Annotated in this window: 12 protein-coding genes; 8 read left to right on the forward strand and 4 right to left on the reverse strand. The window is 71.2% G+C overall.

The window, feature by feature from the left end; all coding sequences use genetic code 11:
• Window positions 1–118: 118 nt before the first annotated feature.
• A complete protein-coding gene (locus IEY73_RS31385) occupies window positions 119–805 on the reverse strand; it encodes a hypothetical protein (RefSeq protein WP_189082978.1) in 687 nt (228 codons plus the stop codon).
• Window positions 806–870: 65 nt separating this feature from the next.
• Here IEY73_RS31385 and IEY73_RS31390 point away from each other — a divergent pair, with 65 nt between their 5' ends.
• The 3 genes from IEY73_RS31390 to IEY73_RS31400 are packed head-to-tail and all read left to right on the forward strand — an operon-like array spanning window position 871 to window position 5,329.
• Window positions 871–3,510, forward strand: coding sequence for a valine--tRNA ligase (locus IEY73_RS31390; protein ID WP_189082979.1), 2,640 nt, complete (start codon window positions 871–873; stop codon window positions 3,508–3,510).
• Window positions 3,507–4,832, forward strand: coding sequence for a bifunctional folylpolyglutamate synthase/dihydrofolate synthase (locus IEY73_RS31395; protein ID WP_189082980.1), 1,326 nt, complete (start codon window positions 3,507–3,509; stop codon window positions 4,830–4,832). Before IEY73_RS31390 ends, IEY73_RS31395 begins: the two co-directional genes overlap by 4 nt.
• Window positions 4,829–5,329: a DUF4233 domain-containing protein gene (locus IEY73_RS31400; RefSeq protein ID WP_373292917.1), complete on the forward strand. Its 501-nt coding sequence runs from the start codon at window positions 4,829–4,831 to the stop codon at window positions 5,327–5,329. Before IEY73_RS31395 ends, IEY73_RS31400 begins: the two co-directional genes overlap by 4 nt.
• 36 nt (window positions 5,330–5,365) lie before the next feature.
• Here IEY73_RS31400 and IEY73_RS33965 read toward each other — a convergent pair whose 3' ends face one another.
• The gene (locus tag IEY73_RS33965) at window positions 5,366–7,564 is read right to left on the reverse strand and encodes a VOC family protein (protein WP_229716336.1); all 2,199 of its coding nucleotides are present in this window, start codon (window positions 7,562–7,564) and stop codon (window positions 5,366–5,368) included.
• A 206-nt stretch (window positions 7,565–7,770) separates the two neighbouring features.
• Here IEY73_RS33965 and ndk point away from each other — a divergent pair, with 206 nt between their 5' ends.
• From ndk to IEY73_RS31430, 5 genes are all read left to right on the forward strand, one after another.
• Window positions 7,771–8,196 carry a nucleoside-diphosphate kinase gene (gene ndk / locus IEY73_RS31410; protein ID WP_189082987.1) on the forward strand — a complete coding sequence of 142 codons (426 nt, stop codon included), beginning with the start codon at window positions 7,771–7,773 and terminating at the stop codon, window positions 8,194–8,196.
• Between the two features lie 68 nt (window positions 8,197–8,264).
• Window positions 8,265–9,839 carry an alkaline phosphatase D family protein gene (locus tag IEY73_RS31415; RefSeq protein ID WP_189082981.1) on the forward strand — a complete coding sequence of 525 codons (1,575 nt, stop codon included), beginning with the start codon at window positions 8,265–8,267 and terminating at the stop codon, window positions 9,837–9,839.
• Between the two features lie 301 nt (window positions 9,840–10,140).
• Complete coding sequence (ileS, locus tag IEY73_RS31420) at window positions 10,141–13,287, forward strand: isoleucine--tRNA ligase (RefSeq protein WP_189082982.1); 3,147 nt, start codon at window positions 10,141–10,143, stop codon at window positions 13,285–13,287.
• Window positions 13,288–13,476: 189 nt separating this feature from the next.
• On the forward strand, window positions 13,477–14,157 hold the full coding sequence (locus tag IEY73_RS31425) for a lysophospholipid acyltransferase family protein (protein WP_189082988.1): 681 nt from the start codon (window positions 13,477–13,479) through the stop codon (window positions 14,155–14,157).
• Window positions 14,158–14,315: 158 nt separating this feature from the next.
• Window positions 14,316–14,945, forward strand: coding sequence for a pyridoxamine 5'-phosphate oxidase family protein (locus IEY73_RS31430; RefSeq protein ID WP_189082989.1), 630 nt, complete (start codon window positions 14,316–14,318; stop codon window positions 14,943–14,945).
• Between the two features lie 5 nt (window positions 14,946–14,950).
• On the opposite strand, the gene IEY73_RS31435 is transcribed toward IEY73_RS31430, so the two are convergent.
• Window positions 14,951–16,420 carry a cryptochrome/photolyase family protein gene (locus IEY73_RS31435; protein ID WP_189082983.1) on the reverse strand — a complete coding sequence of 490 codons (1,470 nt, stop codon included), beginning with the start codon at window positions 16,418–16,420 and terminating at the stop codon, window positions 14,951–14,953.
• An 11-nt stretch (window positions 16,421–16,431) separates the two neighbouring features.
• On the reverse strand, window positions 16,432–16,965 hold the full coding sequence (locus IEY73_RS31440) for a hypothetical protein (protein ID WP_189082984.1): 534 nt from the start codon (window positions 16,963–16,965) through the stop codon (window positions 16,432–16,434).
• Between the last annotated feature and the right edge of the window lie 328 nt (window positions 16,966–17,293).

Raw genomic sequence — 17,293 nt, forward strand, 5'->3', positions numbered from 1 at the left:
TCGGGAGGGTGTGGGAGAGTAGGACACCGCCGGACTCAAACATGAAAGCAGCGTCCCGGAAACCCCTGTAACAGGGGCTTCCCGGGACGCTGTTTTTTTGCGCCAGCCGGCGCCCGAGTTAGCGGGTTTGTGCTGCCGAGCGAATCTCGCGCAGAAGCTCGGCAGCGTCGTCGACTGAGCGATTGGGGAACATGGCGAGAGCCAGGCTGCCGTGGTCCGCCCACCCGCACACCGGCATCGTCGAGCCGTCCGAGGCCGTGACGCCGCACTTCATGGTGCCGTGCAGCGGGCCAGCCGCCACCGTGTGCACGTTGTTTACCGCGCCCTGCTCGTCGGAGACCAGCGAGAACGCGGTGTCGAGATCCGACTCCGGTGTCCAGATGAGCGCCGTCCCGCCGAAGAACAGCACGCTGCTGTCTGCCTGGGCCGGGTCGGTGTAGACCGCGGCCACCACGCTGTCCAGGTCGACCTCGGCGGCCAACGCCGTGCGCAGGTAGTCTGCCGTGTCGCGGCCCTGCTGAGTGTCGTTCTTCCGCAGCCCCGCCACGGAATCCGGCGCGCTCAGCGTGGTGTTCTTCTCGCCCGTGACCCGCCACACCGTCACGCCCAGTGTCGCTGCCCCGGCGACCGCCGCCGCGAGCAGGCAACTCACCACGATGGCGCGGGTCCGGGTGGATCGGGGTGTCGACTCGTCGCGGTCATCCGCGTGCTCCCCGTCGATCGAGAACGGTTCCGTACCGACCTCGATGGGGCGGTCGGCCACGGACGCGTCGTCGAACGGGAAAGATCCACCGCGATCAGGCATTGCGTGAGGGTAGCAACCACCACCCGTACGGGCGGGCGCGAATGCGGGCTCACTAGACTTGTCGGGTGACCGATGCGACTGACACCCGTACCACCGACAGCACGGCCGGTGACGGCCTCACCGCCCAGTACCACCCGGGCGAGGTAGAGCAGCGGCGGTACGAGAGCTGGGTGCGGGGCGGCTACTTCGAGGCCGACCCGGCGAGCGACAAGCCGCCGTTCACGATCGTCATCCCGCCGCCGAACGTCACCGGCTCGCTGCACATGGGGCACGCCTTCGAGCACACGCTGATGGACGCGCTGAACCGCCGTCGGCGCATGCAGGGATACGAGGCGCTCTGGCTGCCCGGCATGGACCACGCGGGCATCGCGACCCAGAACGTGGTGGAGCGTCAGCTCGCGGCTCAGGGCCTGTCGCGGCACGACCTCGGGCGGGAGAAGTTCGTCGAGAAGGTCTGGCAGTGGAAGGCCGAGTCGGGCGGCGCGATCCTCGGCCAGATGCGGCGCCTCGGCGACGCGGTGGCCTGGAGCCGTGAGCGTTTCACCATGGACGACGGGCTGTCCCGCGCGGTGCAGACCATCTTCAAACGGCTGTACGACGATGAGCTGATCTACCGGGCGAACCGCATCATCAACTGGTGTCCCCGATGCCTCACGGCGCTGAGCGACATCGAGGTGGAGCACTCCGACGACGACGGCGAACTGGTCTCCATCCGCTACGGCGACGGCGACCACGCGATCGTCGTGGCCACCACACGGGCCGAGACGATGCTGGGTGACACGGCGGTGGCGGTGCACCCGGACGACGAGCGCTACCGGCATCTGATCGGCACCGAGGTGGAGCTGCCGCTGACCGGCCGGCGGATCCCGATCGTGGCGGATGAGCACGTCGACCCGGAGTTCGGCACCGGTGCGGTAAAGGTGACCCCGGCACACGACCCGAACGACTTCGAGATCGGCCAACGGCACAACCTGCCGAGCCTCACCATCATGGATGAACGCGCGGTGGTGACGGTGCCCGGACCGTTCGAGGGATTGGACCGGTACGAAGCCCGGCCCGCCGTCGTCGCGGCGCTGCGCGAGGCCGGGCGGATCGTCGCGGAGAAGCGCCCGTACCAGCACTCGGTCGGGCACTGCGCACGGTGCAAGACGACGGTGGAACCGCGGCTGTCACTGCAGTGGTTCGTGCGTACCGGCCCGTTGGCGAAGGCGGCGGGTGACGCGGTGCGCGACGGCCGGGTGGCGATCGAGCCGGCCGACATGGCGAAGCGGTACTTCGCCTGGGTGGACAACATGCATGACTGGTGCATCTCGCGCCAGCTCTGGTGGGGGCACCGCATCCCGGTCTGGTACGGCCCGGCCGGCGAGATGGTCTGCGTCGGTCCGGATGACGAGGCGCCGTCCGGGGACGGCTGGCATCAGGACGAGGACGTCCTGGACACGTGGTTCTCCTCGGCGCTGTGGCCGTTCTCCACGCTGGGCTGGCCCGAGCAGACGCCGGACCTGGCCAAGTTCTATCCCACCAGCGTGCTGGTCACCGGGTACGACATCCTCTTCTTCTGGGTCGCCCGAATGATGATGTTCGGGCTGTACGCGATGGACGGCCGGCAGCCGTTCGACGTGATCGCGCTGCACGGCATGGTGCGCGACGAACACGGCAAGAAGATGTCCAAGTCGTTCGGCAACGTGGTGGACCCGCTCGACTGGATGGACCGGTTCGGCGCCGACGCCACCCGTTTCACCCTGGCCCGGGGGGCCAACCCCGGCTCGGACGTGCCGGTCAGCGAGGAGTGGTGCCAGGGATCGCGCAACTTCTGCAACAAGCTCTGGAACGCCACCCGCTTCGCGCTCATGAACGGCGCCACCGTCGCCGGAGAGCTGCCGCCCTCGGACGAGCTGAGCGTCGTCGACCGGTGGATCCTGTCCCGTCTCCAGCACGTCACCGCGGAGGTGGACGAGCAGTTCGAGCACTACGAGTTCGCCAAGGTCTGCGAGGCGCTCTACCACTTCGCCTGGGACGAGGTGTGCGACTGGTATGTGGAGCTGAGCAAGCCGGTGCTGTCCGGTGGCGGCCCCGCGGCGGAGCGGACCCGGCGGGTGCTCGGGCACGTCCTGGACCGGCTGCTGCGCCTGCTGCACCCGGTGATCCCGTTCGTTACCGAGGAGTTGTGGATCGCCCTGACCGGCGGCGAGACGGTGATGCGTGCGCCGTGGCCGGTGGCCGAGGACGGGCGCATCGACGATGACGCCGAGGAGGAACTGCTCGCCCTGCAAAAGGTGGTCACCGAGGTGCGGCGGTTCCGCGCCGACCAGGGGCTGCGACCCACCCAGCGGGTGTCGGCGGCGCTGACCGGGCTGGGTAACGTCGGCATCGACGGGCACGAGACGCTGATCCGTTCGCTGTCCCGGCTGGACCCGCCGGCGGCGGACTTCACCGCCACCGCCACGCTGGCGGTGACCGGAGGCATCGCGGTGGACCTGGACACGCGGGGCACGATCGATGTGGCGGCCGAGCGCGCCCGGCTGGCGAAGGACCGCGCCGCCGCGGAGAAGGAAGCCGCGCAGTGCCGCGCCAAGCTGGACAACGACGCCTTCGTCGCCAAGGCCCCGGAGCCGGTGGTCGCGAAGATCAGAGACCGGCTGTCCGCGGCGGAGGCGGACCTGGCGCGCATCGCCGCCTCGCTTGAGGCGCTGCCGACCTCATGAGTGAGTTCGACGAGGTGAACGCCGCGCTGCTCGGGCGCGGCTTCACCCGCATGGATTTCGACATGCGTAAGATCCGGGATCTGATGGATGTGCTGGGCAGCCCGCAGCGCGCGTACCCGGCCATCCATCTGACCGGGACCAACGGCAAGACCAGCACCGCACGCATGATCGACGCGCTGTTGCGGGCGCACGGCCTGCACACCGGTCGCTACACCAGCCCGCATCTGGAGACGGTACGCGAGCGGATCAGCCTGGACGGCGAACCGGTCTCCGAGGAGCGCTTCGTCTCGGCGTACCGGGAAGTCGAACCGCTGGCCGCGCTGATCGATGCACGGTTGCCGGAGCCGTTGACCTATTTCGACATGACCACCGCGCTGGCGTACGCGACGTTCGCCGACGCGCCGGTGGACATCGCGGTCGTCGAGGTCGGCCTGGGCGGTGAGGAGGACGCCACCAACGTGATCGAGGCGGGCGTCTGCGTGATCACGCCGATCGGGCTCGACCACACGGAATGGCTCGGCGACACGATCGAGGACATCGCGTGGGCCAAGGCGGGCATCATCCATAAGGGCGCCACGGTGATCAGCGCGGTGCAGGACCCGGACGCGATGCGGCCGTTGCTGGAGCGATCCGCCCAGATGGATGCGACCCTCGCCCGTGAGGGCAGCGAATTCGGGGTGGTCGCCCGTACCCAGGCCCTCGGCGGTCAGATGCTCACGCTGCAGGGGCTGGGCGGCATCTACGACGAGATCTTCCTGCCGTTGTTCGGCGCGCATCAGGCGCAGAACGCGGTCTGCGCGCTCGCCGCGGTCGAGGCGTTCCTGGGCGCCGGCAAGGACAAGGCGCTCGAAGCCGACCTGGTCCGGGAGGGTTTCGCCACGGTGGACTCGCCGGGGCGGCTGGAGCGGGTGCGCAGCGCCCCGACGATCCTGCTCGACGGCGCGCACAACCCGCACGGCATGGCCGCCACCGTGGCCGCGCTGGAAGAGGAGTTCGGCTTCCGGCATCTGGTCGCGGTGGTCGCGGTGCTGGGGGACAAGGACGCCTCCGGGCTGCTCGACCTGATGGAACCGGTGGTGGCCCGGATCGTGGTCACGCAGAACAGCTCTCCGCGGTCGATGCCGGCCGACGAGCTGGGACAGGTGGCTTCGGACATTTTCGGGGAGGACCGGGTGACCGTGGCCTCCTCGATGCCGGACGCCATCGAGGAGGCCGTGGTGCAGGCCGAGTCGGACGTCGATGGGCAGCTCAGCGGCGTGGGCGTGCTGGTCACCGGTTCGGTGGTGACCGTCGCCGATGCGCGGAAGCTGCTGAAGCGGTGAGCCGCCCGGCAAGCGAGGATCCGGGAGGCCGTGCGCCGGGCGCGGCGCCGGATGACCACGTGACGCCGGGGGCGGTGCCGGATGACCGGGCGGTGCCGGATGACCGGGCGGTGCCGGATGACCGGGCGGTGCCGGACGAGCGGCCGGACGGGGAGGCGCGCCGGTCCGGTCTGCGCAACCCGGAGGCCGCCGTTCGTGGGCTGGGTGCCGGCACGCTCGTCCTGGAGGCGATCGTGCTGCTGCTGGCCATCCAGCCGATCCGGCTGCTCGGCGGATCGCTGAGCGGCTGGGGCATCGGCGCGGTGGTCGGGCTGGCCGTGGTGGCGCTCGTCCTGTCCGGCTGCATGCGGCGGCGCTGGGCCTGGCCCGCGGGCACGGCGGTGCAGGTGCTGCTGCTGGCGGCCGGCTTGCTGCACTGGTCGCTGGCCGTGCTGGGCCTGATCTTCGGCGCGGCGTGGGCGTACGCGACCCATGTGCGCCGGTCGATCCTGAGCTGACCCGACGGCGGCGTCGGGGCGGGGTGCGGCCTCGGGTCAGCGGATCGCCCGCCACTGGGTGACCGCGATGTTGTGCCCGTCCGGGTCGAGGAAGGTCGCGGCCCACAGCTCCAGGCGTTGTCCCCGGTTCACCGGGCGCGGGCCGTGCTCGAACTTCACGCCCTTCGCGCGCAGATCCCGATAGACCGCGTCCACATCGCCGACCTCCAGGTTGAGATAGATCAGGCGTCCGGCGACCGCGGACATGCTCTGCACCGCCCGCAGCACCAGCCGGGTGTCGCCGCTGGCCATCACGGCGCTGCCGGAGCCGCTGTCGACCTCGAAGAATCCGAGGGTGTCACGGTAGAAGGCGATCGACCGGTTCAGATCGGTGACCAGCGCGGTGACGCCGACGCCGTGCACCGCGGCGCCGGGCCCGGTGCGCGCGCTCGGATAGGCGGTGACCAGGTCGTCGACGTCGTCGAACCGGTCCGGATCGTAGCCCCCCTCCAGGTCGGCCCAGGGGCCGCGTTCCGGCCGTGCCGCCGGTTCTTCCCCGGTGGCTTCGTCCACGGCGACCGGCGGCGGTGTGGCTTCGTCCACGGCGACCGGTGGGGGTGTGGCTTCGTCCACGGCGACCGGTGGGGGTGCGGCGGGCCATGGTGTTTGTGGCTCCGGCGCGGAGGGCGGGGCGTTGGTCGGCTCCGGCGCGGTGGGCGGCGGCATGGCCGGGGACGGCGCGGCGTGCATCGACGTGGCCGGTGGCGGCTCCGGCGGGGGGCCGGTCATCCGCTCCGCCTCGTTCGTGGTTTCGCCCGGGGCGTCTGCGGCGGCCTCGCCGAACTCGGTGCCCTCGCCGAACTCGGTGACCTCCTCCGCGGGCGGGGCGATCAGGCCCTCGGCCATGGCGGCGCGCGCCCGCGGCGTGGACTCCTCCGGGGGCGGCTCGGGGTCGCCGTCCAGCGGCAGATCGATCTCGTGGTCCGGGCCGGTGCCCGGCCTCCGGTCGTCCGCCTCGACGGGGGCGCGCTCCTCGACCGGGGCATGGTCCGCGACCGGGGCGCGCTCCTCCTCGACCGGGGCACGCTGGGACGGGGGTGCCGGCGGCTCCGGGGCCGTCCGGTCGTCCTCCCGGACCGCGGTCGCGGCGCCCGCGGACATGCCCGCCGCCGCGGCCGACGGTGCGGCAGCCGACGAAGCCGCGGCGCGCGGGCGGGGACTCGGCTTCGCTCCCGGCGGCCGGCCGGCCCGGCGCGGGGGCGCATCGGCCTGCGCCGGTCCGGCCTGCTGGGGTCCGGCCTGCTGGGGTCCGGCCTGCTGGGGTCCGGCCTGCTCGGGTCCGGCCTGCTCGGGTCCGGCCTGCTGTGGTCTGGTCGGCCGGGACTCCCCGGCCGTTGCCGCGTCCGGCTCGTCCGGGGAACCGGGCTCGTCCGGGGAACCGGGCTCGTCCGGGGAACCGGGCTCGTCCGGGGCCGACGAGGCGAACGCCTCCTCCGGCCCCTCCGCGGGCCCGGTGCGCGCCCGCCGCGCCAGCGGCTGAGCGTCCGGATCCCAGCCCACCAACTGGCCTTCCACCACCGTGCCGGCCGCGGTCTGTCGCACCACCACCGACCGCTGCCGGGGGTCGTCGGCCGCGTCCGGCGGCGGCGGTTCGGTCGGTGGGGAGGCCGACGGCGGGGGAGGTGGCTCGTCGACCTCCTGCGCCCACTCCCGGTCACGGGTGATCCACGGCGGCGGCTCGACGTCACCCAGAAGGTCGGAGTCGGGGAAGTCCTCGTCGTCGGGCGCGAACGACGGTGGCGGCGGGTCGCCGTCGTCCGCCGCGCCCGGGGCGTCCTCCCAGGTGATCCGCACGCGCCGCATGTCGTCCACGTCGACGGTGACCGGGAGGGTGTCCCCGATGCGGGGCCACTTGGCGACCGGAACCCGCGACTCCCGCACCAGCACGTCCGCGGTGGGCAGGCCGGGAGCCATCACCACCAACTGCAGCTCGGCCCGCCCGAAGGCGGCCGAGGTGGGCGGATCGGACACCGCCTTGACCGATGCGGTGCCGGCGATCCAGGCCCGCGCGCCGCGCCGCACCACGTTCACCATGCCGACGGCGACGGCCAGCGCCAGCATCGCCGCGCCCAGGGCGACGATCGCCCAGCTCGACAGGCCGAGTCCGAAAACCATCACGAACGCCGCGAGCGCTCCCAGCACCGCTGCCACCAGCTTGCGTGCCGGCGCAATGGGGCGGCCGGTTTGGTTCGCCACTGTGGACCTCCCGATTGTTGCGTCAAGGCTATGGGCGACGCGCCTCGCGCGAAAGGGAGGACGCCCGGCGCGTCCCGCATGTCTGGCTCCGGAAAGCGCCCGTGACCAGCGTGGGCACCGACTCGGTGGTCGCCGTCCGCAGCAATGGTCGGCACCGATAGGCTGATGTCTTGCGTGCCGGTCGACCGCCCCAGGAGGAATACACGGTGTCCACGCCGCCCACCGAGCGAACGCTCGTGCTCGTCAAGCCCGATGCGGTGCGCCGCGGCCTGCTGGGGGAGATTCTCGGCCGGTTTGAGCGCAAGGGGCTGGTGGTCGAGGCTCTGGTGCTGCGGACCATGGACGCCGCGATGGCCGACCAGCATTACGCCGACCACGTGGACAAGGACTTTTATCCGCCGTTGAAGGACTTCATGACCAGCGGGCCGCTGGCCGCGCTGGTGCTGTCCGGTGACACGGTGATCGACGTGGTGCGGGCCATGATCGGTGCCACGGACGGGCGCAAGGCAGCCGCCGGGACGATCCGAGGCGACCTCGCACTCTCCAACCGGGAGAACCTGGTGCACGCCTCCGACTCACCGGAGAGCGCCAAGCGCGAGCTGTCTCTCTGGTTCCCGGAGCTGTCGCTCTAGACCGTCGCCCCCGGGATGTTCAGGGCACGGCCACCTGCGGGCCACGTCCGATCGATAGGCATCAAGGCATGACTTCGATCTCACGACGGAACCTTCTGCGTGCCGGCGCGGCAACCGGCATCGGCGGCCTGGCCGGCGGGATGCTGGGCAGCGGGATGCTGGGCAGCGGGATGCTGGGCGGGGCGCCGGCCCTCTCCGCCGGCCGAGCACGCCCCTCGTTGACGCACGGCGTGCAGAGCGGCGACGCCGGGGCGCACTCCGCCGTGGTGTGGACCCGCGCCGACCGCCCGAGCCGGATGTGGGTGCAGGCCAGCCGCCGCCCGGACTTCCGCGGCGCCCGGCTGGTCCGCGGGCCGGTGCTCACCCCGGACACCGACCTGACCGGCAAGGTCTGCCTGCGCGGGCTTCCGTCGGGCGAGCGCGTCCATTACCGGGTACGGGTGGAGAGCCTCGACCGGCCGGGACTGCTCAGCGAGCCGCTGTCCGGTTCGCTGACCACCGCGCCGACGCGGCGGCAAGACATCTCGTTCGTCTGGACCGGCGACGTCGTCGGCCAGGGCTGGGGCATCGATCCCGCGTACGGCGGACTGCGCCTGTTCGAGTCCATGCGCTCCCGCCGTCCGGACTTCCTGCTGCACTCCGGTGACACCGTGTACGCCGACGGGCCGCTGCCCGAGTCGGTGACGCTGCCGGACGGGCGTCCGTGGCGCAACCTGGTGACCGAGGAGAAGTCCAAGGTCGCCGAGACCTTGCGGGAGTACCGCGGCCAGTACGCCTACAACCTGCTCGACGACGCCTACCGGACATTCGCCGCGGAGGTGGCCCAGGTCAACCAGTGGGACGACCACGAGGTGCTGAACAACTGGTACCCGGGCGAGATCCTGGACGACGACCGGTACACCGAGAAGCGCGTGGATGTGCTGGCCGGGCGGGCCCACCGGGCGTACCACGAGTGGGTTCCGATCGGTTCGGCCTCCGGACCCGTCTATCGCAAGCTGTCGTACGGTCCGTTGCTGGACGTGTTCGTGCTGGACATGCGCACCTTCAAGGACGTGAACGACCAGAACACGTACGCGGATCCGCGGCGCGGCCTGCTGGGTGCGCGGCAGCGCGAATGGCTGATCCACGGGCTGACCACCAGCCGGGCCACCTGGAAGGTGATCGCCAACGACCTGCCGCTGGGCCTGGTGGTGCCGGACGGCCCGACGGCGCAGGAGGGCGTGGCGCAGGGTGACGCGGGCGCGCCGCTGGGCCGGGAGTTGGAGTTCGCGCAGGTGCTGCGTGCGGCGCACCGGCACGGGGTGACCGGGCTGGTGTTCCTCACCGCGGACGTGCACTACACGGCGGCACATCACTACGACCCGGCGCGCGCCGCGATCGGGGACTTCACCCCGTTCTGGGAGTTCGTGTCGGGCCCCGCGCACGCCGGGGCGTTCGGGCCGAACGCGCTGGACGCAACGTTCGGCCCGGAGGCGGTCTACGTGCACGCGCCGCCGGTGGCGAACGTGTCCCCGGCCGAGGGCTTCCAGCACTTCGGCGAGGTGTCCATCGATGCCGGATCGAAGGCGTGCACGGTGCACCTGCGCGACCGCGAGGGCGTTTCGCTGTGGTCGACCACGCTGCCCGACCCGAGAGGGCGCTGACCGTGGCTCACCCCGGCAGGTGGCCGTGGAAGGAAAGTGCCGCGACGGCCGGCCGGGGTGGGCGGTATCGTGGTGTGCGCAGGCGACGAACCGGCCATCACCGGGGAGCCTCCGGAAGAACGGGGTGGACGACCACCCTCAGTAGAACCGGGCGGACCGGCACGCACCCACGCCGGTGAATGAAGCGGACGGCCCCACGGCCGTCAAGCGAGGTGGTACCGCGGGCCTGCCGGCTCGTCCTCGCAGTCTGATGATGACTGACCAGTCTGACGATGACTGACCGAGGAAGCGGGATCCAGCGATGTCCTACCCCCGGCACACGGACGCCACGGGCGTGCCGGCGAGCCCCGATCTGCCCGCCGTGGAGCGTGCGGTGCTCGACCACTGGGCGGCCGACGAGACCTTCGAGACCTCCGTGGAGCAGCGTGCGGCCGGCACGAACGGCGACAACGAGTATGTCTTCTATGACGGGCCGCCGTTCGCCAACGGCCTGCCGCACTATGGTCACCTTTTCACGGGCTATGTGAAGGACGTGGTGCCGCGCTACCAGACGATGCGCGGCAAGCGTGTGGAACGCCGGTTCGGCTGGGACACCCACGGCCTGCCCGCCGAGGTGGAGGCGGAGAAGCAACTCGGCATCAGCACCAAGGCGCAGATCGTCGAGCTGGGTGTAGAGAAGTTCAACGATGCGTGCCGCAACTCGGTGCTCGCCTACACCAAGGACTGGGAGCGGTACGTCACCCGGCAGGCACGCTGGGTCGATTTCAGCCACGACTACAAGACGCTCGATCCGGACTACATGGAGTCCGTGATGTGGGCGTTCCGGACGCTGCACGACAAGGGCTTGGTCTACGAGGGCTTCCGTGTGCTGGCGTACTGCTTCCGCTGCGAGACGCCGCTGTCCAACACCGAGACGCGGATGGATGACGTCTACCGCGACCGCACCGACCCGGCGGTCACCGTCTGGTTCGACCTGAAACCCGACGAGAACGCCCCGGAGCTGCTGCGCGGCCCGGTCCGGATCGGCGTCTGGACCACCACGCCGTGGACGCTGCCGTCGAACCTGGCGCTCGCGGTCGGCCCGGACATCGAGTACGCGGTGCTGCGCAAGGACGACCAGACGTACGTGCTCGGGGCGGCGCGGGTGGCGGCGTACGAGACCGAGCTCGAAGGTTTCCAACAGGTGGGCACGGTGCTGGGGCGGGAGCTGGCGGGCCGGCGATACACGCCGCTGTTCGACTTCCTGGTCGAGCAGGGCGGGCCGCACGCGTTCCAGGTGCTCGCGGCGGACTATGTGACGACCGAGGATGGCACCGGCGTGGTGCACCAGGCTCCGGCCTTCGGCGAGGACGACCAGAACGTCTGCAACGAGGCCGGCATCCCGACCGTGGTGACCGTCGATGACCACACTCGGTTCACCTCGCTCGTGCCGCCGTACCGGGGGCTGCAGGTCTTCGAGTCCAACCGGCCGGTGTTGCAGGCGCTGCGCGAGCGTGGCGTGGTGGTCAAGGTGGACCAGTACACGCACGCGTACCCGCACTGCTGGCGCTGCGACACCCCGCTGGTCTACAAGGCGGTGTCGTCCTGGTTTGTCGCGGTGACCAAGTTCCGCGACCGGATGGTGGAGCTCAACCAGGAGATCACCTGGACGCCGGCGCACATCAAGGACGGCTCGTTCGGCAAGTGGCTGGCCGGTGCCCGGGACTGGTCCATCTCCCGCAACCGGTTCTGGGGTTCGCCGATCCCGGTCTGGAAGTCCGACGACCCGGCATATCCGCGGGTGGACGTCTACGGCTCGTTCGTCGAGCTGGAGCGTGACTTCGGCGTCGCGGTGACGGATCTGCACCGGCCGGGCATCGACGAGCTGACCCGGCCCAACCCGGACGACCCGACCGGGCAGTCGACCATGCGCCGCGTCCCCGAGGTGCTGGACTGCTGGTTCGAGTCCGGGTCGATGCCGTTCGCGCAGGTGCACTATCCGTTCGAGAACTCCGACTGGTTCGAGCACCACTTCCCGGGCGACTTCATCGTCGAATACATCGGGCAGACCCGCGGCTGGTTCTACACCATGCACGTGCTGGCCACGGCGCTGTTCGACCGGCCCGCGTTCCGCAATTGCCTCAGCCACGGCATCCTGCTCGGCGAGGACGGCCGGAAGATGTCCAAGAGCCTGCGCAACTATCCGGACGTCTACCGCGTCTTCGACACGTACGGGTCGGATGCGATGCGCTGGATGCTGATGTCGTCTCCGGTGCTGCGTGGCGGGGACATGCCGGTCACCGAGACGGCGATCCGGGATGCGGTCCGGCAGGTGCTGCTGCCGCTGTGGAACGTCTGGTATTTCTTCAGCCTGTACGCCAACGCGGCCGGGCACGAGGCACGGTTGCAGTCCGGCTCGGAGCACACCCTGGACCGCTACATCCTGGCCAAGACCGGTGAGCTGGTCGCGGACGCGCAGCGTCAGATGGACGAATACGACATCTCAGGTGCGGCCGGTTCGGTCCGCGCGTTCCTGGACGCGCTGACCAACTGGTATGTGCGCCGGTCCCGGGATCGGTTCTGGGCCGGCGACGCGGCGGCCTTCGACACGTTGGCGGTCGTGCTGGAGGCACTGTGCCGCGTGGTGGCGCCGCTCGCACCGCTGACCGCGGAGGAGATCTGGCGCGGGCTGACCGGGGGCCGGTCGGTGCACTTGACCGACTGGCCAGACGCGTCCGGCTTCCCGGCCGATCACGACCTGGTGGCCTCGATGGACGCCATCCGGGAGGCGGCCTCGGCGGCGTTGTCCCTGCGCAAGGCGCGCGCCCTGCGGGTGCGGCTGCCGCTGGCCAAGCTGACCGTGGCGACCCCGGATGCGGCCCGGCTGACGCCGCTGCGATGGTTGCTGGCCGACGAGGTCAACGTCAAGGACGTGGTGTTGACCGACGACGTGGCCGCGTACTGCCAGCAGGTCCTCACGGTGGTGCCGCGGGCGCTCGGACCGCGCGTCGGCAAGCAGGTCCAGCAGGTGATCAGGTCGGTGAAGGCGGGTGACTGGGAACTGGTCGACGGCGCGCCGGTCGCGGCCGGAGTGACGTTGCGGGACGGTGAGTACGAGCTCAGGCTGGTCGCCTCGGACGTGGCGAACTCGGCGCCGCTGCCCGGCGGCGCCGGGGTGGTGGTGCTGGACACCGCTGTGACACCGGAACTGGCCGCGGAGGGCCTGGCCCGGGACGTGATCCGGGTGGTGCAGCAGGCCCGCCGGGACGCCGACCTGGACGTGTCCGACCGCGTCGAGCTGACCGTGTCCGCCGCCGACTCGGTGGTCGAGGCGGTCCGTGCGCACCGGGACTTCGTCGCGCGGGAGACGCTGGCCACCGCGGTGTCCTTCGGTGCGACGGCGGACGGATTCGCCGGCGAGGTGGGCGACGGTGAGCCGGTCTCGGTCGCGGTGAAGCCCGCCGGGTGAAACGCCGCGCTGCGCCGGTCCCGGTCGGGGCCGGCGCAGCGCGCGGCGGCTTCGGATAACCTCACACCATCACCACTGAACCCTTTCAACGTGGCGAGGTCGGCAGATGCCGCCGCTGGTCGACGGCGCGCAACCGACGGGCTCGATGCCAGGTTGAAAGGTTCACTGATGGCCCGCCGGAGGAATGCGTTGCCGCTGCTCTACACGATCGGCAAGATCATCGTCGGTAACACGATGAAGCTTGGTTGGCACCCGCATGTCGAGGGGCTTGAGCACATCCCCGCGACCGGCGGGGCGATCCTTGCCGGCAATCACCTCTCCGTCGCCGACGAGCTGTTCCTGGGTTCGTTCGTGCCCCGGCACATCGCATTCTGGGCCAAGTCCGACTATTTCGATGGAACGGGCGTCCGCGGTTTCTTCACCCGCAACCTGATGCACGGCCTCGGCGCGATCCGGGTGGCGCGCACCGGCGGGCGGGACGCGCTCACCGCGTTCGACGGGGCCATCCCGGTGCTGAAGGCCGGAGACATGGTGGCGGTCTATCCGGAGGGCACGCGGTCGCCGGACGGCCGGCTTTACCGCGGACGCACGGGCGTCGCCCGGCTGGCGGTCGGGGCGGGCGTGCCGATCATCCCGGTCGGCATGATCGGCACCGAGCGCGTGCAGCCGATCGGCCAGCCCTACCCGATGCCCTTCCGTGGAAAGGTCACCATCAAGTTCGGCAAGCCGATCGACGTGGACGGCCGGCCCGGCGACCGGACGGCGCTGCGGGCGCTGACCGACGAGGTGATGGCGGAGATTCAGCGGCTCACCGGGCAGGAATATGTGCCCCGGTACGCGCCGGCCAAGGCCAAGCCGGACACCGCGTAGTCGCACGGCCCCGCTCATGGGCCCCTTCCAGTGGAGCCGTCCACCGGGCGGGAATTGGCGTGCGCGGTCGCCCCGCGTCCCTCGTACGATTCGGTTGACGTCGATGACGGTCGGTTGACGTCGATGACGGGGAGGCGAGCACCATGTCCGAGACGGCGATGTCCGAGACGGCGATCCGGTCGGTGGAGGAGCTGCGCGAGGCGCTCGGCGGCGATCCGGGCGTGCGCGCCGCCACCAAGGAACGCACCCGCCTGCACCCCCGCGACCGGGAGTGGCTCGCCCGGTCGCCGTTCTGCCTGATCGCCACCGCCGGCGCCGACGGCACCTGCGACGTGTCCCCCAAGGGCGACCCGCCCGGCTTCGTCACCCCGCTGGACGACGCCACGGTGGCGATCCCGGAGCGGCCGGGCAACAAGCGGGCGGACGGCTACCGCAACATCCTCGGCAACCCGCATGTCGGACTCATCTCGCTGATTCCGGGGCGCACCGAGACGCTGCGCATCAACGGACGCGCCCGGCTGGTCAGCGACGCGCCCTACTTCGACGACATGACGGTCAAGGGGCATCGGCCGGTGATCGTGATCATCCTGGAGATCGAGCAGATCTTCTTCCACTGCCCGAAGGCGTTCATGCGATCGGGCCTGTGGAAGCCGGACACCTGGCAGCCGGAGGCCCTGCCCAGCCACGCCACGATCATCAGGGACGTATCGCCGGCTGGCGCGACGCTGGAGGAGCTGGAGCGCTACTACGGCCCGTCCTACGCCGATCGGCTGTACGCCCAGCAATAGGCGGTTCAGGGCGCGTGCGAGCCGCGCGCCTCCTCCTGCTCGACCACCGCGTCCACGTCGGTCAGCCGGCGCAGCCCCTGCATCGGTTGCCGCATGCGGTGGTTGGATCGCAGGTGCGGCTCGTTGCGCGACAGAAAAGCCCAGTACCCCGCGGTGTATGGACAGGCGTTCGCGCCCACGCGCACCTTCGGGTCGTACCGGCAACCGCCGCAGTAATCGCTCATCCGGTTGATATAGGCGCCGCCCGAGGCGTACGGCTTGGTGCTCATCCGCCCGGCGTCGGCGAACTGGCTCATGCCGACGACGTTGGCCGTCATCACCCACTCGTATCCGTCCACGAAACAGCGATGGAACCAGTCGGCCACCGCGCCCGGCCGCCAGCCGCGCTGCATCGCGTAGTTGCCGAGCACCATCAGGCGCGGAATGTGGTGCACCCATCCGCGGTCGCGCACCCCGCGCAGCACGTCGGCGATGCAGCGGGCCTGGACCGCGTCGGCGTCCAGGTCGGCGAACCATTTCGGCATCCGGCCGCGCGCGGCGAGGGCGTTGGACGACCGGTAGGACGGCGCGAAATACCAGTAGAGATGCCACACGAAATCGCGCCAGCCGAGGATCTGCCGGATGTAGCCTTCGGCGCTGTTCAGCGGGACGGCGCCGGACCGGTACGCGTCCTCCACCCGGTCGATGACCTCCCGCGGGTCCAGCAGCCCCAGGTTGAGCGGCGCGGAGAGCATGCTGTGCGCCATCACCGGGTCCCCGGCCAGCATGGCGTCCTCGTGCGGGCCGAACGGCGCCAGCCGGTGCTCGACGAAGTGCCGCAGGCGGGCCAGCGCCTCGGCACGGGTGGCCGGAAACCAGCGCGGTCCGTCGCGGCCGACGAACTCGATGCCGTCGTCGCGTTCCCACCGATCCAGGTCGGCGCGCACCTGCTCGTCGATGTCGTCCTCGGTGATCTCGGGCGGGGTCGCGGCGCCGAGGCCCTCGGCGCCGCGCGGCGGTCGCTCGCGGTTCTGCGCGTCCAGATTCCACGTGCCGCCGGCCGGGTCACCGCCGTCCATCAACACGTCGTGCCGCCTGCGGGCGTCCCGGTAGAAGTCCTCCATCCGCAGGTCCTGCCGACCGTTCGCCCAGGCGGTGAAGTCGCGGGGGGAGGTGACGAAGCCCCGGGGGTCGAGCACCTCGGCGCCGAGGCGGTGGACCAGTGCACGGGCGGCCCGGGACGTGGGGTGGCAGACGCTGAGCGATCCGCGCGCGGCTTCGGCGTAGGTCTCGGTCTGCCGGAATTCCGCCTGATCGCCCAGTTCGGCCGCGCGGTGTCGGAGCGCCGAGAGCACCAGGTGGGCCTTCTGCCGATGGAAGCGCCGCCGCCGGAACACCGCCTTCGACTCGATCAGCAGCACCGGCTGGTCCGGTGCGTCGAGGAAGTGCGGACCGAGCTGGTCCGCGAAGAGCCACCGCCGCGTGCTGTCCGCCATGGTCGGGATGACTACCCCCGGGTGAGCACCGCACTCCGCACCAGGCCGACCAGTTCCGCGGATTCCGGCAGGGATCGCCTGGTCAGCACCACGGTCGCCAGGCTGCCATGGTCCGACCATCCGCATACCACCACTGTCTTGCCGGCCGACCGCCCCACGCCGCACTGCTCGTGCGCCCCGGACTCACCCAGGTCGTACGTGGTCAGGTCGTGCAGCCGGAACTCCTCGGCGATCCGCGCGAGTTGCGCCTTCAGGTCCGCGTCCGGGGTGATCCGCAACCCGGTGGTGCCGAAGACGGTGACCCGCTTGCCGTTGCCGTCGCCGTAGATGCCGGCGAACGGGGTCCCGCTTGTCACGTCGGCGTCGCGCATCTGCTCGGCCAGGCGCTCGGCGGCGTGCCGGCTGGCGCTGTCGTCGCGCAGGCGAAGATCGGCGATGGCCGACGGCATCACCGCGGAGACCGGGTATTGCTGCGCGGCGGGCCAGGCCAGCAGTGCCGGAACGCCGCAGCAGCAAAACGTCCCGAGCAGCAGGAACAATGCCACGGATCGACCACGCCGACGCTTGCGCGGCGGTGGCGGCAGGGGGCGGGCGCCGGGCCGCGTCGCGCGCCAGGGCGGCCCGGTCGGCGGTGCCGGAGCAGTCGGGCGGGTGCGCACCGGCAGACGCGGTCCGGTCGGGGGTGCGGGCGCGCCCGGAGCCGAGGACCCGGGACCGGCACCCGGTCCTGGCCGTGCTCCCGGTTGCGGTCCAGCCGGCGGCGCGGGCGCGCGGCGCAGCGAACGGCGCCGGCCATCGGACGAGGGTGGCGCGGGCTGGTGGGACGTCGGCGGCGGGGCGGGCGGCTCGGCACGCGTGGGCGGCGGGGCGGGC

The organism is Mangrovihabitans endophyticus (assembly GCF_014646155.1).
GTDB classification, from domain to species: domain Bacteria; phylum Actinomycetota; class Actinomycetes; order Mycobacteriales; family Micromonosporaceae; genus Actinoplanes; species Actinoplanes endophyticus.

Bases quoted from the DNA above. Each gene is read 5' to 3' on its own strand.
- IEY73_RS31385 (WP_189082978.1), bottom strand. From the start codon at position 805: ATGCCTGATCGCGGTGGATCTTTCCCGTTCGACGACGCGTCCGTGGCC.
- IEY73_RS31395 (WP_189082980.1), top strand. From the start codon at position 3,507: ATGAGTGAGTTCGACGAGGTGAACGCCGCGCTGCTCGGGCGCGGCTTC.
- IEY73_RS31415 (WP_189082981.1), top strand. From the start codon at position 8,265: ATGACTTCGATCTCACGACGGAACCTTCTGCGTGCCGGCGCGGCAACC.
- ileS (WP_189082982.1), top strand. From the start codon at position 10,141: ATGTCCTACCCCCGGCACACGGACGCCACGGGCGTGCCGGCGAGCCCC.
- IEY73_RS31430 (WP_189082989.1), top strand. From the start codon at position 14,316: ATGTCCGAGACGGCGATCCGGTCGGTGGAGGAGCTGCGCGAGGCGCTC.
- IEY73_RS31435 (WP_189082983.1), bottom strand. From the start codon at position 16,420: ATGGCGGACAGCACGCGGCGGTGGCTCTTCGCGGACCAGCTCGGTCCG.